This is a genomic window from Saccharothrix sp. 6-C, from assembly GCF_016695385.1.
GTDB lineage: Bacteria > Actinomycetota > Actinomycetes > Mycobacteriales > Pseudonocardiaceae > Actinosynnema > Actinosynnema texasense.
Map to the genome: position 1 here is coordinate 1,428,790 of NZ_CP064192.1, position 24,940 is coordinate 1,453,729.

Sequence of the window (24,940 nt, forward strand, 5' to 3'; positions counted from 1 at the left end):
CGGTGGGTCGGGGTGTGGCGATGTCGGCTTCTAGGGGGCGGGCACCTGTTTCCGCTTGGTGCCCGGGAAGGGCGGATGGTTCGTTTGTGCGTTGTGGTGACGGTTGTAGGGTGCTCGTTCACACCACACCGGCGAACAGCCGGTGAAAACGCTCGACCCCACCCCTGATCTCACCGTGCTCCACCGCGTCGCATGACCACGTCGATCCGTCGCTGATCGTCTTGTGCGCCAACGTTTTCGGTTCGCAGCCGAGTCACTGTGTTCACCAATTCGCCATGAGGGGCCCTAGTGCGTCGTGACCATTCCTTGCCGACCTACGAGCAGCTTTTCGGAGCGCTCGACTTCCGCGCGGTCGACGAGGGGCGTTCGGTCTACTCGCCGGCGGCCTACCTGGCGGATCTCCTCGAACTGATCGACGACAACTTCGACGGCGACCCGCTGACCGGCGCGGATCGGCGGCCGGACCTCGTCGGGATTCCGCTGGACGGCGAGCACGCCTACGCGGAGTCACCGTATCTCGATGTCGTGAACCGGGTGCTCGCCGCCGTCATCGGTCCGGACGCGCACCAGGAGCTGAAGCGGCTGCGATTCCCGTTCGCGCTTCCGTTCGACCTGGACCGGGAAAAGGTGCGCCGCTACCTGGACCACTTCCGGGTCGGTCCGGTCGAGCTGTACGAGTTGTTCGCGCACCGGCCGGACCGCGATGTCGTCGCACGCGAGTTCCTGGGTCTTTCCGCGGTCGACGTGTCGCTGGTGACCACGGTCGTCACCGACGCGGACGACTTGCTGACGACCTACTACGGCGTCAACGGGTCTTTCGCCGACCTCCAAGACGTCCTCGCCTTCATCCGCGCCACGCGGTTGACCGCCACCGAGTTCGACGCGCTGGTCCACCTGGGCGCCGACGCGTTCGTCCACCAGGGCGGGCCGTGCGTGACCGTCGACGCCACGGGCAGGGAACTGGTCTGGGGTGACGGCTCGGGTCCCGTTCCGCCGGAGTGGTTCGAGCGGGTCGGCAGGTTCGTCCGGCTGGCCCGCCGCAGCGGCTTGACCCTCGCCGAGGCCGACGTGGTGCTGCGCCGCTGCTGCGGCAACCGGATCGACCTGGCCGCCCTGCGCGTGCTGGCCGTCGTCGTCCACCTGCACCGCGGCCTGGACCTGCCGGTCGACGTCGTCACCGGTCTGGCGGGACCGATCGACGACGACCTGTTCGAGCGCGTGTTCAACGAGCCGTTCGCCGCCGAGCGCACGGTGATCGCCGGGCCCGCGACGCGGCCGTCGGACGGTGTGCGGGTGCTGGGCGTCTCCGGTGACATCCTGGCGCCGCGCAACAAGGACTACCGCGTCCGCGTCAGCCGCGCGGTGGGCCTGTCGGAAGCCGACCTCGCCACCACGGTCCGGCGGGTGCGGCAGCGGTACGCGGGCACCGTGGCGCAGTCGGGTCCGTTCGACCACGACGACGTCGGCTTGGACGCGCTGTCCTTGCTGCACCGGGTCGGGCGGCTCACCCGTGCGCTCGACCTCACCGCCACCGAGCTGTTCGGCGTCCTGGACGCGTTGGACGACGAGCCGTCGAGCAGGCACGCCGGCGCCTTCGGCGGGCTGCTCGACACCGAACCGGTGACGTCGGACCTGTACCGGATGCTCGAAGCCCCCGACGTCGGTTCGGGCCTGTGCCTGGCGCAACTGCTGCTCGGTGTCGTGAGGTGGATGCAGGCGCTCGGCATGGACAGCGCGGAGCTCGGCGACGTCCTGGGCGGCACCGCACCGGGTGAGGTCGACGAGGACTGGGACGCGGTCCGCGGCCGGGTGGACGACAAGCTGGACGAGGTCGGGCTGACCCCTGAGCTGTTCGTGTCCGAGCGGTTCGGGCGGCGCGCCGCCCAGGTCCTGCACGACGCGCTCACCTGGTCCGATGGTGTCGTCGCACGCGATCCCCGCGTGCTGCGGCTCGACCCTGCGCTGGTGCAGGGGGCGGTGTACGACGCCGTGACCGGCCTGGCGGCGGTCGTCGAGGAGGACTTCCGCGGTCTCGGGGCGGCCGAAGCGCTGGCGGGCAAGGTCTTCACCAACCTCGTGCTCAGCGGCACGCTCGACTCCTCGGGTGTGCTGGTGGTCGACCGGCTCCCGTCGACGGCCGCGCGGTTCGAGGCGGCGGGCGACTTCCAGGACGTCGGGGAACCGCTGTTCGCCCTCGTCGCCGAGCGTTGCGCGGGCGACCTGCCCGGCTTCTACCCCTCGGACCTCGCGACGCTGGGCGGACTCGCCGAGGAGCGCCAGGCGGAGCTGTACGACAACCTGGTCGTGCTGGGCCACCTCGCCCCGTCGGGTGAGATCCGCACGCCGGACTTCTTCCTGGCGCCGGAGAACGTCGCCGAGTTCGCGGTCACCGTGCCCCTCGACGCCGTCGCGCCGGAGGTGTTCGACCTGCTGCACGGGCTCGCCGAGCGGGTGTGGAGCGAGCCGGTGGCGCTCGACCCGGAGATCTTCGCCGAGGTGGCGCTCACCGCGCAGCAGCGGGGCGAGCTGCTGGAAAGCCTGCGGTTCAACGGCTACACCGATGACGAGGACAACTACGTCGACCCCGCGGCGCTCGTCCGCCTGCCCCTCGACGGGTTCGGTCTCGCCATCACGTTCCACCCGCACCGCGCGGCCGTCCTGCACGCCATCCAGGGCCAGCTCGCCTCGGCCCGCACGGCGGCGCTCACCGTGGACGCGGAGCGGTTCGGGGAGATCGCCGACGGCGCCACCGCACGCGCGGTGGCCGAGGCCCTGGCCGGCACGTACCTCGACGACGACGTGGCGCCCCGGGAGACCCGGGCCTTCTTCGCCGATCCGGACAACGTGGTGTCCCTCGCCGGGTCGCCCTGGGCGCGGCTGTTCTCCGCCGGCGACCTGGCGACGATCACCCACCGGATCGCCACCGTCCTGACCGACCAGCGGCCCTACCGGTTCGACCTCGACGCGGTCGCCGAGCTGGGCTTCGACGCCGACGAGACCACCCGGCTCGTGGAGGTCCTCGTCGCCCGGGGCGATCTCCGCGACGACCTCTCGGTGCCCGCCGACCGGCTCGCCTGGTTCGCCACCCCGTCCAACGCCCTCGGCTACGCCCTGCCCGCGTTGGAGGACTACGCCACCGACGTCTTCTACCTGCTGCACATCGCCGCCCGTGAGCTGGTGGCGGGTGTCGCGGAGGTGACCGCCGCCCTGACCGCCCGGGCGGACGTGCAGCGCGCCGCCCTGCTGGAAGTGCTGGCGGACGCGACCGGGCAGCCCGTGACGACGGTCGAAGCGCTCTGCGCGGGGGTGTGCGGCGGAGTGCCCGAGGCGTTCGACGTGCTGCCGGCGCCGGGATCGGCCGGCCGCCGCGCCTACCACCGCATCCGGCGGTTCGCGCTGCTGGTCACCCGGCTGGGTCTGGACGCCACCCAGGTCCGCATCGCCTTCCACGACCAGGACCTGGCGGGCAAGTTCGCCGAGCCGCTCGTGCTGCCGGCCGGCGTCGACCGCGTCGACGCCCTGCTGGACTCCGCAGACGGCGACCGCCACCTGTTCCGCGGCACCGGGTGGTGGACCTACCCGGACGGCGCCGAGGTCGCGACCGGGCCGAGGCCGCTGGCCGAGCTGTCGCCCCGGTTCGCCGGGCTCGACGGCGTGGACGCCGCGTTCACCGACGCGCAGGGCGCGGACTGGGTCGTCGGGCACGACGCCAGCGGGTCGCACGCCTTCGTCCGGAAGCCCGGCGCCGCGCACTGGGACCGCACCACGCAGGTCTGGGGCGCGGTCCGCAACACCTTCGGCGGCGAGCCGTCCCGGATCGACAGCGCCTTCGTGGACGGGGAAGGCCGGACCTACCTGTTCCGGGGCGACCAGTACGTGCGCTACTCCGGCACGGACTACACGTTCGTGGACGAGGGCTATCCCCGCGCGATCGGCGAGTGGTGGGAGGGGGAGGGGCGGCACGCGCCGTTGCCCGACCGGTTCCGGACCGCGGTGGACGCGTCGTTCCAGGACCGCGACGGCACGACCCACCTGTTCTCGGGCGATCGGTGGCTGGCCGTGGGCGACGTGCCGGCCGAGCGGCCGAGCGCCGAGGTCTGGGGCCGGGTCCGCAACGCGCTGGCCGACACCGGGCGGGTCGACGCGGGTTTCGCCGAGGCGTCGTCGCTCGTGCTGTTCTCGGGCAACCAGGTGGTGCGCTACTCCGACAGCGTCGAGAACGACGGCGTCCTCGTCGACGAGACCTTCCCGCGCTCGATCGAGTCCTACCTGCCCGGTGTGCCGGTCGGCTTCGACGGCGCGCTGGACGCGGCCTTCGCCGACGCCGCGGGGGTGGTGCACCTGTTCAAGGACGGCCGCACGGTCGCGCTGGAGCCCGGCGGGGCCGGTGCGGCGGCGCCGGTCGCACCGGCCCCGACCGCGCAGCGCTGGGGTGTGCTGGGGCCGGTCCTCGCCGACGGCGCGGTCGACGCCGCGTTCGTGGGCCTGGACGGCATGACCTACCTGTTCAGCGGCGACAAGTACCTGCGGTACTCCGGCGCCGACTACTCGGTGGTCGACTCGGGCCACCCGCGGCGCATCGCCCCCGACTGGGGCGGGTTGCGGCGGGTCGGCGCGTCCTTCGTGCTGGACGGCGCGACCCACTTGTTCGGCGCGGGCGGAGCGCTGTTCGACCTCCCGGTCGAGCACGAGCCCGACCTGGCCGCGGGCGCCGTGTCCCGGGCGCTGCGCGACCTGCTCCAAGAGCACGGGATCACCGTCGCCGTGGACACGCGCGTCACCGGCGCCGCGCCGGAATGGCGTCTGCAGGCGGAGAAGGGGATCAGGCTCGTCCTGCGGCGGGCGACCGACAAGGTCGAGGTGCGAGCCGATCCCGGGCAGGACGTCCAGTACCACGTCCGCTACTCGACCCGTGCCTACGCGGCACCCGACCCCGGCTACCCGAGGCCGTTGGCCGAGAACTGGTGGAACTTGCCCGACGAGGGGTTCTCCACCGTCGACGCGGTGTTCACCGGCCAGGATGACCGGACCTACCTGTTCTCGGGCGGCCAGTACGTCGTGTTCGACAACAAGCGGCGCTGGTGGTCCGAGCCGAGGCCGCTGGGCGACCGGTGGGACAGCCTGCCGTTCGACCGCGTCGACGCGGCGTTCGTGGGCAGGGACGGCAGGACGTACGTCTTCTCGGGCACCCGTCACGTCCGCTACTCCGGCCACGACCACTCCGGCTTCGACGACCGCTACCCGGCCTCGAACACGGCAGCCTGGGGCAACGTCGTCAACACCATCGCCCGGCACGGCCGCGTCGACGCCACGCTGGTGCTGGACTCCGCCACCTACCTGTTCAGCGGCAACCAGTACGTGCGCTACGACGGCGCGGACCACTCGACCGTCGCCGACGGCTACCCCAGGTCGCTGGAGGCGCTGCGGTCCGAGCCGAGGTTCGCCGGGCTGCCCGGGCCGCTGACCGGTCCGGTCGAGGTGGCCTTCGCCGACCGGCGCACCGCCTACCTGGTGGTCGACGGCCGCTGCCACGCCGTGTCCGACACCCTGCACCGCCGCTACCAGGACTTCGGCGACGTCGGGTGCGCGTTCATCGAGGACGGCTCGGTCCTGGTCGAAGGCGCCGAGGGCTGGCGGCGCTACAGCGCCTTGGAGGGCGCGACCGTCACCAAGACCCCCGTGCGGCCGCGGGTCCTGCGCACGGCGCCGGCGGGGTTCCGCACCGGCTTGGACGCCGTGCTGCGCGGCGCCGACGGCAACACCTACCTGTTCAAGGGCACTTCGTGCTTCGACGTGCGGCTGAACCGGGAGTACCCGCTCGCCGAGGACTGGGGACGCGGCCGCAACACCATCGCGCTGGACAATCACGTCGACGCCGCGTTCGTCGGGCGCGACGGGCGCACCTACGTCTTCAGCGGCGACCAGTTCGTCGTCTACGAGGGCTCCCAGGTCGCCGACGCGCACATCGTCGGCGAACCGCGGTCGATCGCCGAACACTGGGCCGGCCTGACCAGCGTGACCCTGGCCTACGTCCGGGACGGCCTGACCCACGTGTTCGAGAAGCCGGACGCCCGGGGCGCCCAGCGCCACCTGGTGTTCTCCGGGGCCGACTACACGCGGGCGGACGAGGGCTACCCGTCGCGCGTCGAAGCGGCCTCCTGGGACGTCCCCGCCGACCTGCGGCCCGCCGGTTTCACCGCGCCCGACGCGGTGCTGTTCGAGGGCCGGACCATGCTGGTGCTGGTCGGCGACGAGTTCCTGGCGCGCGACGAGGACACCGGCGCGTGGTCGCCGCCCCGGCCGGTGAGCCGGCTGTGGCCCGGTGTCGAGCGCGACTGGCCGGGCGCGGTGACCGCCGCGTTCACCGGGCCGGACGCCGCGACCTACCTGTTCTTCGCGGACCGGTTCACCCGCGTCGCCGCGGGCGCGGTCGCGCCGCACCGGCCGATCCGGGACGCCTGGGGCCTGTCGCGCAACAACTTCGCGGCCGGCGGCCGGGTCGACGCCGCGTTCGTGGACTCGGGCCGGACGACGTTCCTGTTCTCCGGCGACCAGTACGTCCGCTACACCGGCGCCGCCTACCGCCACGCCGACCCGGGCTACCCCAAGCTGATCGCCGACAACCTGCGCGACGAGGACGCGTTCGCGAACCTGCCCGACACGTTCGAGGACGCGGTCGCCGCGCGGATCGAGGCGGGCGCCCGCGCCGTGGTCGATGCCGTCGTCGCCAACCGGCGCACCGCGTTCATGTTCGTCGGCGGTGACTGCCACGTCGTCTCCCGCGCCCTGACCGCGACCTACGACCTCGCCGAACTGGGCCTGGGCCGGGTCCGCAACACGCTCGCCGAGCGGGGCCGGGTGGACGCCGCGCTGGTCGACGACGGCCGCACCTACCTGTTCAGCGGCGACCAGTACGTCCGCTACTCCGGCGACGACCTGTCGTTCGTCGACGAGGGCTACCCCCGGGCGATCGAGACCTCGCTGCCGGCCGAACTCGGCATCACCACCCTGCCCGAGCAGCTGCGCGACGGCGTCGACGCGGCGTTCCGCGGCGGTGACGGCGGCGTCCGCCTGTTCGCCGGCCCGCACTGGATCGACGTGCGGCGGCCCGACGTCCGGCCGGTCGCCGGCGTCTGGGGCCGGGTCCGCAACGCGTTCACCGACCACCCCGGCGTCGACGCGGCCTTCGTCGCCGAGGGTGGTGAGCTGTACGTGTTCCGGGGCGGGCAGTACGCCCGCTACAGCGGCGAGGACCGCGAGTTCGTCGACGACGGGTTCCCCCGCACGGTGCGCGACGACTGGGGCGACCTGCCCGCCGCGTTCGAGGAGGGCGTCGACACCGCGTTCGTCCTCGGTGGACGGACCTACCTCGGCCGGGGCGAGCAGTACGTCCGCTACTCCGGCGACGGGTACCGGCAGGTCGACCGGACCTACCCGCAGGTGTTCCGGCAGCGGTGGTCGGCCGCGGCGGACTACCGGATCGAGGACATCCGCACGATCGCCCGGTTCGCGGGCGCGGCTCGCACCCGTGACGGGCTGGCGGAGTTCGTCGCGACCGGTCCGGGCACGGTCGCCGACCCCTACAGCGGGCTCGCCGGGATCATGGGCTGGGACCCGGAGGACCTGCGCTGGCTCGTCCGGCGCCGCGCCCTGCTCACCGGCACGCCCGTCGACGACCGGGTCGAGCTGGAACTGCTGCTGAAGCTGGTCGACGTGTTCGCCGTGGCCGACGCGCTGGGCGCGGGGCCCGCCACCGTGTTCGACGTCTGGTCCGGGCTGCACGGCGGGCAGCCCTCCGACGCCGCCACGGCCACGCTGCTGCACGACCTGCTGGCGCGCCGGCACAGCCCGCAGGACTGGGCGGTGCTCTCCCGCCAGGTCCACGACGAGCTGAACGTGGTCGAACGCGACGCGCTGGTGCCGGCCGTGCTGGCCAAGACCGGCGCGGACACCTCGCGCGAGCTGTTCCAGCGGTTGCTGATCGACGTCGACATGGGCAGCCGGGGCACGACCTCCCCGATCCGGGAGGCCATCGCGGCCACCCAGCTGTTCCTGCACCGCTACTTCCTGGACCTGGAAGAGGTTTCGCCCACCGGCGGGACGGACGCGCAGGTGCGCGACCGGCTGCGGACGTGGTGGACCTGGATGCGCAACTACCGGGTCTGGGAGGCCAACCGCAAGGTCTTCCTCTACCCGGAGAACTACCTGCGCCCCGAGCTGCGGGCCGGCAAGACGCCGGCGTTCGAGGCGCTGGAAGCCGACCTGTTGCAGGGTGAGATCACGCCCGAGTCGGTGGAGCGCGCCTACAAGCGCTACCTGGACGAGTACACCGAGGTGTCCCGCCTGGCGATCGCGGGCGGCCACGTCTACGCGGCGGGCGACGAGGGCAGCCGCGACCTGGTGCTGTTCGGCCGCACCCGGACCCAGCCCCGGCGCTACTACTACCGGCGCGCCCGGTTCCGCAGCGCCGACAAGCTCACCGGGTCGTGGGAGCCGTGGCTCGACGTCGACGTCCAGATCGACGCCGACGAGGTGCACCCGGTCCACGCGTTCAACCGGGTGTTCGTGTTCTGGACCACGGTGGAGTCCGTCGCACCGGCCACGCCCTCCACGACCACCCTGCTCACCCGCGAGCAGGGCGACGGCCAGGAGATCACCGCACCTCCCGCGACCGAGCGCGTCAAGATCCACTACTCGTTCGGCAACTTGAACGGCGAGTGGGTGCCGGCGCAGACGTTGGCCCTGGACACCCGCAGCGACGGCGCCATCTACGACGCCCGGCTGGCCGTGGAGGTGGCCGGCTCCCGCGCCGGCGGTCCCGAGTCGATCGTGGTGACCTGCACGTACTCGGTGATCACCACGGAGCCCGGTGAGGCCGGGGCCGCGCCTGTCCTGACCAAGTCGACGCACGTCCAGGCCGCCGCGCTGACCCCGGAACTGGTGGAGGAGGTGTTCCCGGTGCGCGCCCTCGGCGCGGGGACGCCCGGTGGCGTCGTCCCGGCCGCCGATCCGATGCACGAGGTCCTCGCCGCGGCCGAGATCGCCGCGGCCACCGGGGCGGGCGCGGCGCACCGGCCCCGCGTGGTCCGGTTCACCAGCCCGAGCGGGGCCGACTACGGCCCCTGGTTCAGCATCGACCACAAGGGCGGCAGCTTCCTGTGCCGACCGGCCGCCGTGGCCCCGGCCGAACCGGTCGCGCGGCGTCCGCTCGACGACCTCGGCCTGACCGGGTGGACCCGGGTCGACGCCGCGGTCGAACTCCCCGGCGGCACCCGGCTCTTCTTCGACAACCAGGCCCGGCGCTACGTCGCCGTCACCGGTGGCAGGCCCGGCGCCGGCGGGACCACCGCGGACCGCTGGGGGCGCGGTGCGACCCACCTGGCCCGCACCGGCGCGGTGGACGCCGTCCTGCGCCGCGGCGAAGGCGACCGCGAGCACACCTACGTGTTCTCGGGCGGCCAGTACTTCCGCTACCGCGGCGTGTTCGGGGCGCTCGACCCCGGATACCCCAAGGACATCGTCACCAACGACGAGGACTTCCCGCGCTGGGAGCGGATCGACGCCGCGTTCACCGACCTCAACGGCACCGAGTGGTTCTACTCCGGTGCCGGCGCGGGCCGGATGGAGCGCAGCGGCAGCATCGGCACCCCGGTGACCGGTCTGTTCGCCGACGGGGCCGGACCCCATCGGTTCGACGCGGCCGTCGTCGACGTCGACGCGCAGCACACCTACGTGTTCGTCGGGGAGGACTACGTCCGCTACTCCGGCAAGGACTACCGCGCGCCCGACGGGAACCGCGCGCACAAGATCGCCGAGAGCGACGAGACCTTCCCGAAGTGGCCGATGATCGGCGCGGCCCTGCGGCTGGGTGACACGTCCTGGTACTTCGACGACTCGACCCGGCTGTGCACCGAGGTCAAGGTCGTGCCACCGCCGGACCGCCGCCCGCACCCCAGGGCGAAGCACGCCGACCCGAAGCACGCCGACCCGAAGGGCGCTGATCCGAAGGGCGCTGACCCGAAGCGCGTCGAGACGACCTGGCCGAGCCGGGACCTGAACCGGGGCGCGACGGCCGGCGGCCTCGCCACGGTGGACTCCGCTCACGTCGAGGCCGGGTTCCTGTACCTGACCAGCGGCAAGCAGGTCGTCCGCTACACCCTGCCCGAAGACGGCTCGGCGCCGGACGTCGTGGACGAGGGCTACCCGCAGGACCTGCCCTGGCCGGTGACCGCCGTGTTCCGGCGCGGCCCGCGCCGCTACGCGTTCAGCGGCGGCCACTACGCGCGCCTGTCGTCCGGCCTGGCCGACCTCACCGGGTTCGCCCCGATCGAGGGCAACTGGGGTGACCTGCCCGAGGACTTCGCCGCCGAGTTCACCGGGTTGTTGGACAGCGAGTCCGACCGGCACCTCTACCTGTTCCTCGGCGCGGGTTACCTGGCCTACCCGACCACGATCGGCGTGCCGCGGCCGTTCGAGCGGGCCGCGTTGCCCATCGAGGTCGTCCGCCTGACCACCAGCACGGCCGCGCAGCTCAACCAGCGGCTGCTGGCCGGTGGCGTGGCGGCCCTGCTGGACCCGGCCGGCCAGGAGCTCGACGAGCGCCCGGCGTTCCGGACCGACCGGTCGGAGCGCAACACAATCCAGGTCCGCGCCGACCGGGTCGTGGCGAACCGGCTGCCCGCCGGCGCGCACCTGGACTTCGAGAGCGCCAACGGGATCTACTACTGGGAGATCTTCTTCCACGCGCCCGTCCTCATCGCGCAGGCGTTCAACGACGCGCAGCGGTTCGCCGACGCGCGGCAGTGGTACGAGTACGTCTTCGACCCCACCGAACCCGACCGGCACTGGCGGTTCCTGCCGTTCCTCGCGGTGGACCTCGCCGCGCTGGCCGACCGGGTGCGGCGGGACGTGGCGGAGCTGGCCGAGCGGCTCACCGCCGCCGGGTTCGACCAGCAGGCCGCGCCGGCCGCCGAACTGGCCCGGGTCGTGGCGGACCTGGAGCGGCTGACGCCCGCGTTCCGGGAGAACCGCACGTTGGACGAAGCGGAACTGGTGGTGCTCGACCGGCTGTCGTCCCCGCAGCTGCACCTGCTGCTCGCGGACGCGGCGACCGCCGCGGCAGCCCGGATCACCCCCCGCACCCGCGAGCCGAAGCGCAGCCAGTGGCTGGGGGTCGTGCGGGCCGTCGAGCAGGTGCAGGAGCGCGCCGCGCTGATCGCGGACCTCCGGCGGCACTACGACCTCGTGAGCGACCGCGACCGGCTCGTCGACGCCTACCGCAGCGACCCGTTCGACCCGCACGCCATCGCCGACCTGCGCCCGGTGTCCCACCGCCGGGCGGTGGTGATGGCCTACGTCGACAACCTGCTCGACTGGGGCGACATGCTCTTCCGCCGGCACACCGGGGAGAGCGTCGACGAGGCGCGGATGCTCTACGTCTTCGCCTGGGACCTGCTGGGCCTGCGGCCCGAGCTGCCCGGGAAGCTGCCGCTCACCGCGTCGCGCACCTACCGGCAGCTGGACGACGAGCCGGGCGACCTCGACCTGCTGACCGAGCTGACCGACGGCGGGCGGCTGCTCGAAGGACCGGGCCGCGTCCACGCCGGGGTGGCCAACCGCTACTTCCGGATCCCGGACAACACCGTGTTCACCGCCTACTGGGACCGGGTGGAAGACCGGCTGCGCAAGATCAGGCAGTCGCTCGACATCCTGGGCATCAGCCAGCCGCTGCCCCTGTTCGAGCCGCCGGTCGACCCGATGGACCTGGTCCGCAGCGTCGCCGCCGGCGTCGGCGTGGACCGGGCCGTCACCGCGGTCTCCTCCGTCGCGGTCCCGCACTACCGGTTCGAGGCCACGTTCCGCCGCGCCCAGGAGATGGTCGACCGGCTCCGCCAGTTCGGCGGTGAGCTGCAGTCGGTGCTGGAGCGCCGGGACTCCGAGGAGCTCGGCCTGCTGCAGAACCGGCAGGAGGGCGTGATCCTGGAGATGACCCGGGCGATCAAGAACGCGCAGGTCGAAGCCTCCGCGGCGAACCTGCGCGAGCTGCTGGCCAGCCGTGACGCGGCCAACCAGCGGATCGCCCACTACCAACAGCTGATCACGAACGGGCTCACCTCGCTGGAGCAGGCCCAGCTCGGGATCATGGGCACGGCCGCCGCCATGCACCTGACCTCGGGCGTGCTCAAGGTCGCCGCGGCCATCGCGCACGCCGTCCCGCAGACCACGATCGGCCCGTTCAGCCTCGGCACCACGTGGGGCGGGCACCACCTGGGCAACGTGCTGGACAAGGCCGCCGAGATACCCCAGGTGCTGGGCGAGGGGTTCTCGGTCACCGGTGAGCTGCTCGGCGTGCGCGCCGAGCAGGAACGCACGCACCAGGAGTGGGAGTTCCAGCTCGCCACCGCCGGGAGCGACCTCGCGCAGATCGACCACCGGGTGACCGAGGCCGAGCACCAGCTGTCGAACGCACGTCGTGAAGCCGAGGTCCACGCCCAGGAGATCACGCACAACCAGGCCGTCGGCGCGCTGCTGAAGGACAAGTTCACCAGCGCCGAGCTCTACGGGTGGATGGCCGGCCGGCTGTCCGGGCTGTACTTCCAGGCCTACTCGATGGCCTACGACACCGCACGGGCCGCCGAACGGGCGTTGCGGTTCGAACGGGGCCTGAACGACGCCGAGTCCACGTTCATCCGTCCGCTGCACTGGGACAGCCGCCGCGCCGGACTGCTCGCCGGGGAAAGCCTCGCGGTGGACCTGGACCGGTTGGGCCAGGCGCACGCCGACACCGGCGCCCGCGACCTGGAGATCACCAAGCAGGTGTCGCTGCTGGAGCTGGACCCGGCCGCGGCGCTGCGGCTGACCGGGAGCGGGTCGTGCGAGTTCACCCTCCCCGAGGAACTGTTCGACCGCGACTTCCCCGGCCACTTCCGGCGCCAGATCCGGACCGTGACCCTCACCTTCGTGGGCGCCGACGGCGAAGCGGCCCAGCCCAACGCCACCCTCACCCAGCTCGGGCACAAGACGGTGCTGGCACCCGACCCGAAAGCGGTGCGCCACCTGCTCGACCCGAAGGAGCCGCCGCCCGACACCCTGCGCGGCGACTGGCGCGCGAGCCAGCAGATCGCGCTGTCCCAACCGGAAGGCCAAGAGAACAACGGGCTGTTCGAGCTGCGCTACGACGACTCGCGCTACCTGCCGTTCGAGGGCACGGGCGCGGTGTCCACGTGGCGCCTGGAGCTGACCGGACGTCGGTCGACGAGGGTGCGGGACGTCGTGCTGACCCTGCGGTACACGGCAGCGCAGGGCGGCGAGGTGTTCGCGAACGCGGTGAAGGGGATGCTCAAGCCCTACCCGGCGGCCCGCTTCCTCGACATCGCGACCGAGTTCCCGGACCAGTGGCGGGAGTTCGTCGAGGGAGAAGCGGACGAGCTGACCCTCCCGGTCACCGCGGACCTGCTGCCCGGTCTCACCGGCCGCCACGTCATCGGCGTCTACCCGCACTTCGGCACGGCCGCCGGCACCGCGCCGCGGCTGACGTTGAACGGCGACCGGTCGACGGTGCTCACCGAGGGCAAGTTGCTCCTCACCCCGGACCTGCGCGTCGGCGACGACTGGACCTTCGCGCTCGACGGCGACAAACAGGACCTGACGGGCCTCGGCCTGGTGCTGGCCTACCGGGCCGCAGCGGTCTGACGACGAAGGAGGACCAGCGATGCCGCCGAAGAAGCGCCAGCCGACCACCGGGAAGCCCGCCGCGGGCAAGCCGACCAAACCGTCCAACACCGCGCCGAAGAACCCGGCCCAGCCGGGCCTGGCCAAGACCAAGGGGACGAATCCGCAGCAGCAGAAGGCGAAACCGCTGACCCCTCAGCAGAGGGTGACCAAGCTGAGGGCGGACGCCGACGTGCTGCTGAAGGCGGCGTTCGGCAAGAGCGTCGACCGCGACGACGACGTGATCACCAACAGCGTGATCGCCGAGATCGTGTTCGACCGCGACGAGGTGCACCGGCTGGCCGTGGCGCTCGCCGACGAGGTCGACGACATCAGGGACAGCCTCCAGAACAACCCGGTCAAGCTGACGGCCGAGGAAAACCGCATCCAAGGCGTGATCGCGACTCTCCGGGACCAGTTGGCCACCTCACGTCGGCCGGTCGCCCGGATGGCGGCGGTCAAGCAGTTCGCCGCCGGGTTCCGCGGTGGGATCGTCGTGGAGACCGACCCCCTCACCGCCGACCTCTGGTTGCTGGCGAACAGCCAGATCACCGAACCGAGACCGGTGGCGCTGCTCGACAACCACATGCCCGACAGCCGGCTCGTCACCATCGACCGGTGCGTCGACGCGATCAAGGGCCGGCTGCTGGACGTCGACAGCATCATCACCACCCTCAACGGGCGTCCCGGCGCCCCGCAGGTGAACAAGATCCCGGATGACCTGTTCACCGCCATGGGTCGGGAGAACCCGGGCACCACCAAGCTGCTGACGGCACTGCGAAGCGGCGTCGCGCTGCAACCCGATCCGGCCGCGTTGAAGGCCTTGCTGGTCGCCGCCGACGTGCCCACCGAGGTGCCGAAGCTGCTGTCGGAGGCCGCGGCCGTCGGCGCCGTGCTGCTCGACGTGCTCGACGCGTGCCGCGCGACCGCACCGCAAGGCGTGCCCGCCCTGCACGGCCAAGCCGCCCTGCAGGGCAACACGGCGCTGGCGGGCAAGCTGCTCAAGACGATCGCCGACTCGGGGCAGAACACCGACTTCTTCCTCAACGGGGCCGGCGGTCAGTCCTTGGCCAACCTCAGGTACGCGACCGTGTCAGCGGACCCCGTGTGGGGCGGTACGACGGTGGCGTCGAGCGACGTGCACTTCGGCCCGATCGGCCAACCGGTGCTCTTCGCGCACATCAGCGCCATCGCCGAGCCGCTGCCACCGCTGAACGAGCACACCCTGCCGCCGCTGCCCGCCGGTGTCGTCCGTGACCGCTACGTCGGTGGGATGAACTTCAACAACTCCGGCGGCGCCATGATCCTCCCGGTCGTCGACAACACCACCAACGCGCAGATCCACTACCGGGAATACGACATCCGGCCGTTCACCTTCACCTACGAGCGAGGCGGCGAGCGGGTGGTGGTCGGCTCCGACGGCAACAAGTACTACACCAGCGACCACTACAAGACCTTCAGGAGAATCGCATGAGCGGGCTCGCCGACCTTCTCCGCGCCGGACCGCCGTCGTTCCACCTGACCGGCGCGAGCCACGCCGTCCTCGGCAAGTCCGCCGTCGAGCTGACCCTCGAACGGCGGACCGCGGCGGTGCGCCGGATCAGGGGAACCCGGTGCCGGACCGCGACAGCGCTGTTCGACGAGATGGCGGCGGCGCTCCAGTTCCCCGCGCACTTCGGCGGCAACTGGAACGCGCTGCGCGACGTGCTGTCGGACCTGAGCTGGGTGCCGGCCGAGGCTTACCTGCTGGTCGTCGAAGACGCAGACGACCTGCTCGCGGACGAGGCGGACGAGGTCCTGGCCACGGGCCTCGGCGTGCTGGCGGCGTCAGCGGAGTCGGCCGCACCCGTGCCGTTCCAGTTCGTCCTGCAAGCCCCGCCCACCGGCCGCGTCGCCCGAACCCTGACCGCCAACGGAACCACCTTCACCACCCGTCCTTGACGAACCGCGCAGGCCGACCACGCAAGGCGATGGGGCAGGGAGTGGACGAGGGGGAGCGGAGTGCGGCGTTGGTGACCGGTCCATCGGCCATCAACCCGTGACCTGCCCCCTCGCCCGCGCGTGCCGAGGCCGTCAACCGGTCGACACCGCGCCGACCGGGGCCACTGACCGGCCCCGCAGGGTCAGTAGTACCGCAGGAGTGCGGTCTCGAGCTCGTCGGTGACCTCGACGTCATCGACCGCCCGGTAGTCGTGGGCACGGACGTGGTCGAGGAAATCGGGGTCGATCGGCAGACCGTGCGCGGCCAGGTGTCGAATCGAGTCGGTGCGCCAGACCCACACCCCGTCGGTCACCAACGACGAGCCGCTCTTGACCTTGGTGGTGCCGTCGACCAGGTCCACGGTCACGTCGAGCACGTCGAACGCCGGCGTGACCGCCCGCATGTAGTCGACGACCCGCGCGCGGTCCGCGATCTCCACCGGCTGCTGCCGCACCGAGGGCAGCTCCGGCCTGGGCTGGGCGTAGGACTCGGCGTAGATGCCCACCGGGCGAAGCTCAACCACGAAATCCACCATCCATTGTCGGTCAACTCCCACTGTAGTTCGGCAGGAACCAGCGCCAGCCCGCGCCCGGCTCGTGCCCGCGCACCCTGGCGACGGAGTCCGGCCTTCGAGCCACACCGACCGCGTCCACCGGCGCCATGACCGGCACGCCGAGCCGGTCCGCGACGTGCTGTGCCCAGCCCACGTCGTTGCCGCTGTGGCAGGCCAGGAGCCGGATCGGCTGGCTGGGGTCGCGGTGCGGGTTGTTCCTGATCGCCTCGACGATCTGCTCCGGGTTCGTGTTGTGCCCGTGCCCCGGGACCGGCCAGCCGTCGGACGAGCCGTGCACGACCACGTCGTGGTGTCCCTCGTTGCGCACGTTGTCGCGCACCCGCTGGGTCTCCGGATCGTTGCCGATGGACATCCGGTCGTCGCGGTAGACGACGCCCTGGTCGTTGGCGAGGTAGTTGTCGTAGTCCTGCCCGTCGCCCGACATGGAGTCCACGCCCTCGTGGGAGGAGCCGGGCGCATCGGGATCGCGGACGGTGGGGGCGTCGGGTCCGGCCCCGCCCGGTGTGGCGCCGGGACCGCCGTCGGCGCGACGACCGAGCTTGGCCAGCTTCTCCATGATCTCGCCGAGCTTGTCGAGGACTTTGCGGATGCGGGGGGTGACGTTGCCGATGGTCTTGACGAGTTTGCGGACGAGGTCGGCGATGCGGTTGCAGACCTTGGCGATGGTGGAGGTGGCCTGGGCGACGATGAGCGGGGTGGCCAGGCCGAGGGTGGCGACGGCTTCCAAAGCCCAGGCGATGAGCTTGCCGACGACTTCGGCGACGAGGTCGCGGATGATCTCCCGGACGGCGGCGACCACCTCACCCATGATCATCACACCGGCGCCGACGCCCTCGGCCAGCGAGCCCGCGCCGGCGATGGCGTCCGCGGTCTGGGCGGCGTGACCGCGGTAGCCGTCGGCCGCCGGGCCCCGCCAGCCCGGCGCGTGCTGCGTGCCCAGCTCCTCGGCGATGCGGGCGACCTCGGCGGCGACGTTGGACCAGGTCTCGCTGAACGAGCGGATCACCGGCGGGTCGCCCGCGAACCAGTCCAGCGCCTCCTTGAGCGGCTGCACGTGCTCGATCAGCCACGACACCCCGTAGGAGGCGACGGTGCCGATGGGGTCGAGCACCATCGACAGCACTTCCAGGCCGACGCCGATGCCGCCCAGCCCGGCCGCGACCCAGCTGCCGTCGGAGATGCCCTGCGCCAGGTCGTTCGCGGACTCGGCGATGCCGATGCCGGTGACCGCCGTCGTGTCGCTCTCCGCCGTCGCGACGAGAGGGTTGTTCACGTGTTCATCCCGTCGAAGCGCGCCGACTCACCAGTCTCCTGGGCGTCGTAGGCGCGGGAGGTCTCCCGCAGCTCGGCCGCGTTGTCCGACACCGTCTCCGCGGCCTTGGTCAGCACCTGCACGCCCATGTCCTCGAAGGGCTGGAGCAGCATCGCGAACGGTTGGCACACCACGCCGTAGGCGGAGTCGTTCATCGCCACCGTCCGGGCCGCGTCGGCGGCCGTGCGCAACCGGTCTGCCAGGCCTTCCACCCGACCGGCCAACGCGGCGATCTCTCCGGTGACGGCCTCGTACCCGGTCATCGCGTCACCTCAGGTAGCTCTCGTCGGTGAAGTCACCGTCATCACCGGGCCGTCGACGCCGCGGAGGCGACGGTGCGTCCGGCTCCGGCTGGGGGAAGTTCCGCTCGGCCACCGCCACGATGTGCTGCCCCGAAGGGGTCTGGCCCACCGTTTCCCCGACGATGCGCGCCAGCTCGGCCGGGTAACCGGCCTGGGCCTTGCCCATCGCCTCCATCACGGCCGCGGCGATCTGCTCCGGCCGCAACCGGCTCACCCCGTCGGTCATCGTCACCGCGCTGGGGATGCCGTTGGGTCCCACGGTCACGCTCACCGCGCCACCAGCGGCAGACGCGGTGATGGAGATCCGCTCGACCTCCTGCCGCATCGACTCGTACCGGGCGGCCTTCTCCTCGACGTCACGCTCCCAGTCGTCCACCAAGCGCTGCACGTTGGCCAACGGATCGGTCATCGGCTCCCCTCCGGTGACGTGAAGATCCGGGCCAAGCTACTGCGCCTGGGACGATGCGCCGTGCCACTTCGCTCCCAAGATGACCGGATCGGCTCAACCTGCTGTCCCCGATCGGTGTACTCGCCGTCACCTCTGCCTCGTGGGGTGAGCAGTCGGCGGCACGTTTCGCGGCACGGGCGGCGCAGGGCGGATGAACATCAGGTGGCGCGCTGCTCGACGACGCCGCGATGCGCGCAGCAACGAGACACATCCACCTCGCATCCCTCGGATCGGTGACGTCCGATCGTTCACGCCCGGTACGCTGAGTCACCGGTCGTGTGCGTTGAGGGAATCGGGGTGCTCGAGGTGACCGCCGAGGCAGCTGGGGGCCGGCCGGAGCTGGCTGAGCTGTTGCGCGCGGTCCGCGCGGAGATCGATGCGACCCTCGGCTCGGAGACCGGGTTCGACAAGGTGGTCTTGACCGATGGTCGGGCGGTGGGCGGTGACGGCGAGCAGCACGAGTACTCGTTCGCCGCCCGTGGCTGGAAGGACTCGTTCTCCGACCGGCCGCTGCTGGTGCGTCGGGCCCGGCCGCGTGCGGATTGGGAGCCGGCGGAGCTCGTGGTCGCCGAACGCGGCCGGTTACGCCTGCGCACGTCCGCCGTGCTGGGGGAGAAGGCCGAACTCCGCGAGGACGACACGTCCGGTCTCGTGACGCTGGCCGAGCAGCTCGACCAGGCCACCTCCGGATCCGGCGGGTTGAACCTGACCGCGGCCGGGTGGCTGGTCGGCCGGGACCTGCCGACCGCGGGTCAGTGCCCGAACCCGGAGCGGTACGTGCGCGACTGGCGGACCCTTCAGCTCAACGGCCGCCAGCGGGCTGCGGTGGTCCGCGCCCTGGGCAGCGATCTCACCTTCATCTGGGGGCCGCCCGGCACGGGCAAGACAGAGGTCGTCGGCCACGTCGTGGAGGGCAACTACCGGCAGGGGCACCGGGTGCTGTTCCTCGCGCCCACCAAGGTCGCCGTCGACCAGGCGGTGGAGCGGCTGTGCGAGCTGTTGAGCGGCGAGAGCGGATTCGCCGACGGGCTCGTCCAACGGGCCGGGGACATCGCGGTGGACTCGCTCAAGGAGAAGTACGGCGACCAGATCGAGCCGCAGAAGATCGTGGCCCGGTTGAGCGCAGCCCTGACCGCCGAGATCGACGCGCTGCGCGACCAGCTCGACGTCGTCGACGGCCGCTTGGCGTTGCACCGCGAGTACGCGGAACTCGCGCGTAGCTCCGCGCGACTGCGCGCCGCCGCCGGGCAGGCCGCGCGGAACGCCGCCGCGGCCGCGGCCCAGACCGACCAGGCCGGACGGGAGGTGGCCCGGCTGCACGCCGAGCTGACCGGGATCGGGGTGCCGTCCGGCCTGTTCGCCGCCCGGCAGGCGCGACGACGGGACGAACTCCTCGTCCAGCTCCAGGCGGTCAACCAGGGCATCGCCAACCTGGCCGCGCAGCACCAGTTCGCCACTGCCGAACAGCAGCGCTGCACGGCGCAGGCGGAGGCCGCCGAGCGCAAGGTGAACGCGCTCCTGCCCAAGCTGGCAGGGATCGCGCCCGCCGACCAACTCGCCACGACGGCGAAGAATCTGCGGGAACGCCTCGAAGCGCGCCAGGAGGAGCTCCGCACCGTCGTGGAGGTGGTTCGCGGCAACTGCCGCGTCTTGGGGACGACGGTGGCCAAGGCGGTGCAGACCCGGTCCCTGATCGACAAGTTCGACACCGTCGTCATCGACGAAGCGGGCATGGTCAACCTCCCCTCGGCGTGGTACGCGGCCGCGCTGGCCAAGAAGCGGGTGGTGGTGGCCGGTGACTTCCGGCAGCTCCCCGCGGTGACCCGGGCGTCCAGTGACCGCAACTCCAGCCCGGAGACGCGGTCGCACTCGGAACTCTGGATGGATCGCGACGCCTTCCACGCGGTCGGACTCGTCGACGGCCGGGGGCGGGTGCGGCCACACGACTGCCTGGTCGGGCTGAACACCCAGTACCGGATGCACACGGCGATCTGCGCGGTCGTGAACACGATCGCCTACCCCGACGCGCCGTTGATCACCGGGCGGCCCGACACCAGCCGGTTGCCGCCGTCGCCGTTGCTGGAGGCGCCGCTGGTGCTGGTCGACACCGCGTCTCGGCGCTCGGCCGCACGGGGCGGCGCGGGCGGCCACAGGTCCAACCCGGTGCACGAAGCCGTGATCCATGAGCTCGTCCGGGGACTCCAGCACGACGGGGTGCTGCCCGCGCGCAAGGAGGACGGCGGGCCGCCCGATGCCCGGCCTGCCGCCCGGATGGCGGTCATCGCCCCCTACCGCGACCAGGTCAGGGCGTTGCAGGGGAGCCTCGCCTATCGGTTCGGCGCCGACTACGACGGTGTCGTCGACACCGTGCACCGGTTCCAGGGCAGCCAGCGACCCCTGGTGGTGATCGACACCGTCGCCGGCGCCGGCGACAAGGTCGGCTTCTTCTACGAGGGAACGGGCCTGTCGTCCGCGACCTGCCGGCTGCTCAACGTGGCGGTGAGCCGCGCGCAGGACCACCTCGTGGTGGTCGCCGACGTCGACTTCCTGAACCGCAACCTCAAGCCCCACGGCGAAGCCGCCCGGATGGTGGACTACCTCCAGCGGCACGCGCACCGGCTCGACGTCGGCGACCTCGTCCCGTTCCGCGCGGCCGCCGACCTCGCGGGCCTCGGCCCGCACGAACTGACCAGGCCGGCCTTCTTCCCGGCCGACGAGGTGCCGCGCGCCGTCGCCTGGGACATCGCGCACGCCCGGCGCAGCATCGAGATCTACTGCGCGTTCCTCGACCCCACCCCGGTCGAACGCTGGCTCTCGAAGCTGAGACCCCGGATCGACAGCGGGCTGCGCGTCACCGTCCACACCCGACCGGCCCGGCGATCGGACGACGAGAAGCAGATCTCGGCGCTGGAGGCAGCGGGTTGCACCGTGGTGCGACGCGAACGCATGCACGAGAAGGTCGTGATCGTCGACGACGAGGTGCTCTGGCACGGCTCGCTCAACCTGTTCGCCCGCACCGGGCCCACCGACCTGATGATGCGCATCACCGATCCCGGGGCCTGCGAACGCGTGCGCCACATCGTCGGGCGCGCCCACCCCGACGCGCCGCTTCGTCCGGGCGGGTCCGCTCGCTCCGAGGTGCGGGCCACGTCCGAGCCGGGCGCCACCGGTGCCGGCCGCTTGTACCTGAACGTGCCGTTCGAGGAGAAGGAAGCGGCCAAGAAGACGGCGAAAGCCCGGTGGGACGCCGGGGCCAAGCGCTGGTACGTGCCGCACGACACGCCCCGGCACCTCGTGGAACGGTGGCTGTAGCCCGCCTGGTGCGTGGCGACCGATGTCGTGTGGGTGCGACCGGTAGTAGTGGGGGTACCGGTCGACGACCGGGCCCGCGGCAGCGGGAATCGAGAGGCTTCGGTGCAATGCCGGTGGCGAAGGGACATTGCCGGTGAAAGCCGAGGGCGGCCACTCGATCGGTGAGAGGTGCTCGGTATTCCGGGTATACCGTTATTCCGGTAGTCCGCCGCGAGTCGGTGGCCGCCTGGTTACGGCCCGACAATCAGTCCTCACCGGTGTGGCACGTGCACTATGCTGATCGGATGAGGGCGGACGTGTTGCTCGCGCGGTGTGGGCGGACTTCGGGGTTGTACGGGTTGAGGATCGAGTCCCGTCCGGATGGCTGGTATGCGACCTGGGCCTTTTCGATCAACGAAGGCAAGGCGCGCAAAGAGAAATACGAAGCGCACACCCTCACGGGTCCGCTGATCGTCGATTACGAATTCCCCGGATGCCCGCAGTGCAGGGCTTCTTCTTTCGTCCTGTGCCGGTTGTGCGGCAAGTTCAGTTGCTGGTCGAGAGATGAGCGGGGATGGCATTGCGGGTGGCCCCCGTGCCGTTCGTACGGCACACCTGAAGGAACGATCGAATCCTTCGCCGCGATCGAGGACCGCTAGTCGAGAGGTCCTCCGGGTGGAACCTGGTCCCAACCCGGAGGACCGCCCCGTCAGACCTCGACCACGGCGTTGATCGAGCCGAAGCCGATCTGGGTCCCCGGTTGCAGCGCGATCGACTGCCCTGGCGCGATCGGCCGCGTCGCCTTCGCGTCGGGTGGCGTCGCGAACCACTGCGAGCCGCTCAGGTTCTTCAGCCCGTACAGGTCGTGGACGGGGTGTTTGGCGAGCTCGGCGATCGGCGAGCCGCCCGCCGCACTGCCACGACCGCCCAGGTGCCGCTCGAACAACCTGGTGTCGGGGTTGAGCACGACGACCCGTCGCCCGTCCACGACCAGCCTCGGCGGCGTGCGGAACGGCGTGTCGCACCCCCAACACCTGCGGTCGGGGAAGGTGGAGCAGTAGAAGTTCTGCCGGCCGCAGTCGTGGCACTCGAAGACCGCGTCCAACGCCGAGAAGAGCGCGCTTTCCCACTGCCCGAACGAGGGCCGCTGCCCGGGGCTGGCCATCCCGTCGGTGAACACCTTGGTGAAGATGTCCCGCACCGCCTGAGGGTAGAGCTGCCAGAAGACCGGCGCGTTCAGGTGCACACCACCCACTGGACGGTTGGTGTTGTTGTTCGGGTCGAAGATGAACACCGGGTTGTCGCCGTAGATCTGCTTCATCGCGGCGGCGTCGAACACGTGGATGCGCGCCTCGGCCGCGCCGTGCAGCGGGTGGTCGTTCATCAACAGCAGGAAGAGCAACACGGCCATGGAGAAGCTGTCGGTCAACGCCGAGGGCTTCTTCTCGCCGCGCACGATCTCCGGCGCCATGAACCGCGGCGTGCCGAGCACACGTGGCACGGTCCTGGTCGAGCCGACGTTGTCGTTGTCGCAGATCAGGACGTCACCGGTGGCGGGGTCGAGGAACAGGTTGGCATCCGAGATGTCGCAGTAGAACAACCCCTTGGCCTGCAGGGCCTTGAACGCCGCGACGATGTGCCCCGCGGCGCGGACCAACTCGCGGAACTTGATCGGCACCTTCCGCCCGAGCACCTCCGCCATGCCGACGTAGCCGTTCGGGCGCAGGGGCATGACGTAGCCGAACTGCTCCTCGTCGAGCGCGATGTCGGTGGGCCAGAGGAACAGCGGTGACGGTGACTGCACCTGCACGAGCGCGGTGATGTTCTCTTGCAGCTCCTGAGTTTGGAAGTGCGGCAGGTACCACTTGATCGCGACCTCCCGACCGTCGGCGGTCAGTCCGGAGTAGACCTCCCCCTGCCCGCCGGTGCCGAGCAGGTCTCCGACCGTGATCGACTCGCCGGCCTCAGTGCTGAGCTGCATGCCCGTGGTCAGCATCGTGGTCGAACTCCTCTCTGTCGGGCATTTCCGTGGGCTGGTCGACGTGCGGGTTCACGCCTGCCTCCGGTCCTTCGTCCTGGACGACGACCTCGTGGATCGGGCCGCCGGGCCGGTCGGCCGGGGCCGGCCTCTCCACCACCCGGGCAGCCGAGGGCTCCGGCGGCGTCGGGTCGGCGTGTTCCTCGACGGCCGGATCGACCTGGTCCGCCGCCGGGAGCGGGTCCGCGGTCGCGGTCGGAGCGAGCCGCTCCGGTCCGGGCTCAGTGGCTGCCGAAGGGTCGGGATCGCCGGTCTGCCGGGACGGCAGCTCCGTGGCCCACGCCAGCGCGACGGTCATGTCGTCCCCGCTGCCCCGGCGCGAGAGCTCGGGCAACCACCGGCTCAAGCCCTCGGCCAGGTCGGCGCCCGACCGCGCGCGGTCGGCCAGGTCCTCGCAGAACCCCAGGAACCGCTCACCGTCCTCGTACGAGTTCGGCAGACCGTCCGTGGTCAGGATGACCGCCGACGGCACGTCGCGCTCCTCGATCGGCACCGAGTCGATGACGATCTTCAGATCGGCGTCGTCCTCGCACAGCGAAGGGGTCTCGTTCGCGAACGCCTCGGCGGGTGGCCCGACCAGGTGCCGGGCCTTGCCACCGACGATTTCCACCATCGCGCCGTCGCCCAGCCTGATCCAGTGCATCGACCTGGGGCCGATGAGCACGGCCAGCACCGTGGTGCCGTACGCCCGGGCCTGCCAGCTGCCCAGCTTCGCGGCGTTCCAGGTCGGATCGGTCGGCAGGGGCAGGGGGCCGAGTGACGCCGGAGCGAGATCGCGGAGTTCCCGGGCGTACTCGGCGAACCAGTGCAGTTGCAGGTAGAGCTGGTAGTTCTGGGTATGCCGGCGGTCCGCGACGAACTTGTCGAGGAACCGGATGACGCCCGGCTCGCCGCCGTCGGGACCGGGTAGCAGCGGTGGGTCGGCGACGAGGTCGGCGTGCACCAGTTCGCGCCACCTCGGAACCACACCGGCGCTCTCGGCCTGCCACAGCTCCGCCAGCGCCCCGATCGTGGGCTCGCCGTCCAGCTCCGCCAGCCGGTCGCGGAAGGAGGTGATTACCTCCTCCACGACCTGGACGGCGAACGCGGCGCCGCGTTCGCTGCGGAAGTAGCGCTCGGATCCATGACCGTCCGCCACCACCGCATAGGCCCACCGGCCGTCGTCCAGGACACGACTGGCGCTGCTGTCCTGGCAGCCGATCGCGTTGTTCAGGTGGGCGGCGCCGGTGGTCGAGTGGTGCACCGTCCGCCACGACAGCGCATGGTCGGTCCTCACCTCACGGC

Annotated in this window: 11 protein-coding genes; 5 read left to right on the top strand and 6 right to left on the bottom strand. The window is 71.6% G+C overall.

Annotated features, from left to right (window positions below):
• Positions 1–288 precede the first annotated feature (288 nt).
• Genes IOD16_RS06720 through IOD16_RS06730 form a run of 3 tightly spaced genes read left to right on the top strand, consistent with a single transcriptional unit; the run spans position 289 to position 15,651 of the window.
• A complete protein-coding gene (locus IOD16_RS06720; protein WP_201439319.1) occupies positions 289–13,692 on the top strand; it encodes a hemopexin repeat-containing protein in 13,404 nt (4,467 codons plus the stop codon).
• A 19-nt stretch (positions 13,693–13,711) separates the two neighbouring features.
• Positions 13,712–15,184: a ribonuclease domain-containing protein gene (locus tag IOD16_RS06725; protein WP_201439320.1), complete on the top strand. Its 1,473-nt coding sequence runs from the start codon at positions 13,712–13,714 to the stop codon at positions 15,182–15,184.
• Positions 15,181–15,651, top strand: coding sequence for a barstar family protein (locus tag IOD16_RS06730; RefSeq protein WP_201439321.1), 471 nt, complete (start codon positions 15,181–15,183; stop codon positions 15,649–15,651). The genes IOD16_RS06725 and IOD16_RS06730 overlap by 4 nt, the downstream gene beginning before the upstream one ends.
• A 182-nt stretch (positions 15,652–15,833) precedes the next feature.
• Here IOD16_RS06730 and IOD16_RS06735 read toward each other — a convergent pair whose 3' ends face one another.
• Genes IOD16_RS06735 through IOD16_RS06750 form a run of 4 tightly spaced genes read right to left on the bottom strand, consistent with a single transcriptional unit; the run spans position 15,834 to position 18,288 of the window.
• Positions 15,834–16,214 carry a hypothetical protein gene (locus IOD16_RS06735; RefSeq protein ID WP_201439322.1) on the bottom strand — a complete coding sequence of 127 codons (381 nt, stop codon included), beginning with the start codon at positions 16,212–16,214 and terminating at the stop codon, positions 15,834–15,836.
• A 22-nt stretch (positions 16,215–16,236) separates the two neighbouring features.
• The gene (locus IOD16_RS39965; protein ID WP_236594790.1) at positions 16,237–17,538 is read right to left on the bottom strand and encodes a WXG100 family type VII secretion target; all 1,302 of its coding nucleotides are present in this window, start codon (positions 17,536–17,538) and stop codon (positions 16,237–16,239) included.
• Entirely contained in the window at positions 17,535–17,840 is a 306-nt protein-coding gene (locus tag IOD16_RS06745; RefSeq protein ID WP_201439323.1) for a type VII secretion target, read from the bottom strand. Before IOD16_RS06745 ends, IOD16_RS39965 begins: the two co-directional genes overlap by 4 nt.
• A gap of 4 nt (positions 17,841–17,844) precedes the next feature.
• A complete protein-coding gene (locus IOD16_RS06750) occupies positions 17,845–18,288 on the bottom strand; it encodes a YbaB/EbfC family nucleoid-associated protein (RefSeq protein WP_201439324.1) in 444 nt (147 codons plus the stop codon).
• Positions 18,289–18,624: 336 nt separating this feature from the next.
• On the opposite strand from IOD16_RS06750, the gene IOD16_RS06755 reads away from it, so the two are divergent.
• Positions 18,625–21,639 (top strand): AAA domain-containing protein, encoded by a 3,015-nt coding sequence (locus IOD16_RS06755; protein WP_201439325.1) that lies wholly within the window; start codon positions 18,625–18,627, stop codon positions 21,637–21,639.
• Positions 21,640–21,977: 338 nt separating this feature from the next.
• The gene (locus IOD16_RS06760) at positions 21,978–22,277 is read left to right on the top strand and encodes a hypothetical protein (RefSeq protein ID WP_201439326.1); all 300 of its coding nucleotides are present in this window, start codon (positions 21,978–21,980) and stop codon (positions 22,275–22,277) included.
• A gap of 50 nt (positions 22,278–22,327) precedes the next feature.
• On the opposite strand, the gene IOD16_RS06765 is transcribed toward IOD16_RS06760, so the two are convergent.
• Both IOD16_RS06765 and IOD16_RS06770 read right to left on the bottom strand, forming a co-directional pair.
• Complete coding sequence (locus IOD16_RS06765; RefSeq protein WP_201439327.1) at positions 22,328–23,614, bottom strand: protein kinase domain-containing protein; 1,287 nt, start codon at positions 23,612–23,614, stop codon at positions 22,328–22,330.
• Entirely contained in the window at positions 23,583–24,932 is a 1,350-nt protein-coding gene (locus IOD16_RS06770) for a protein phosphatase 2C domain-containing protein (RefSeq protein WP_201439328.1), read from the bottom strand. Before IOD16_RS06770 ends, IOD16_RS06765 begins: the two co-directional genes overlap by 32 nt.
• Positions 24,933–24,940 lie beyond the last annotated feature (8 nt).

Excerpts from the sequence above, each read along its gene's own strand:
- IOD16_RS06725 (WP_201439320.1), top strand. The coding sequence starts at position 13,712 with ATGCCGCCGAAGAAGCGCCAGCCGACCACCGGGAAGCCCGCCGCGGGC.
- IOD16_RS06730 (WP_201439321.1), top strand. The coding sequence starts at position 15,181 with ATGAGCGGGCTCGCCGACCTTCTCCGCGCCGGACCGCCGTCGTTCCAC.
- IOD16_RS06765 (WP_201439327.1), bottom strand. The coding sequence starts at position 23,614 with ATGCTGACCACGGGCATGCAGCTCAGCACTGAGGCCGGCGAGTCGATC.
- IOD16_RS06745 (WP_201439323.1), bottom strand. The coding sequence starts at position 17,840 with ATGACCGGGTACGAGGCCGTCACCGGAGAGATCGCCGCGTTGGCCGGT.
- IOD16_RS06750 (WP_201439324.1), bottom strand. The coding sequence starts at position 18,288 with ATGACCGATCCGTTGGCCAACGTGCAGCGCTTGGTGGACGACTGGGAG.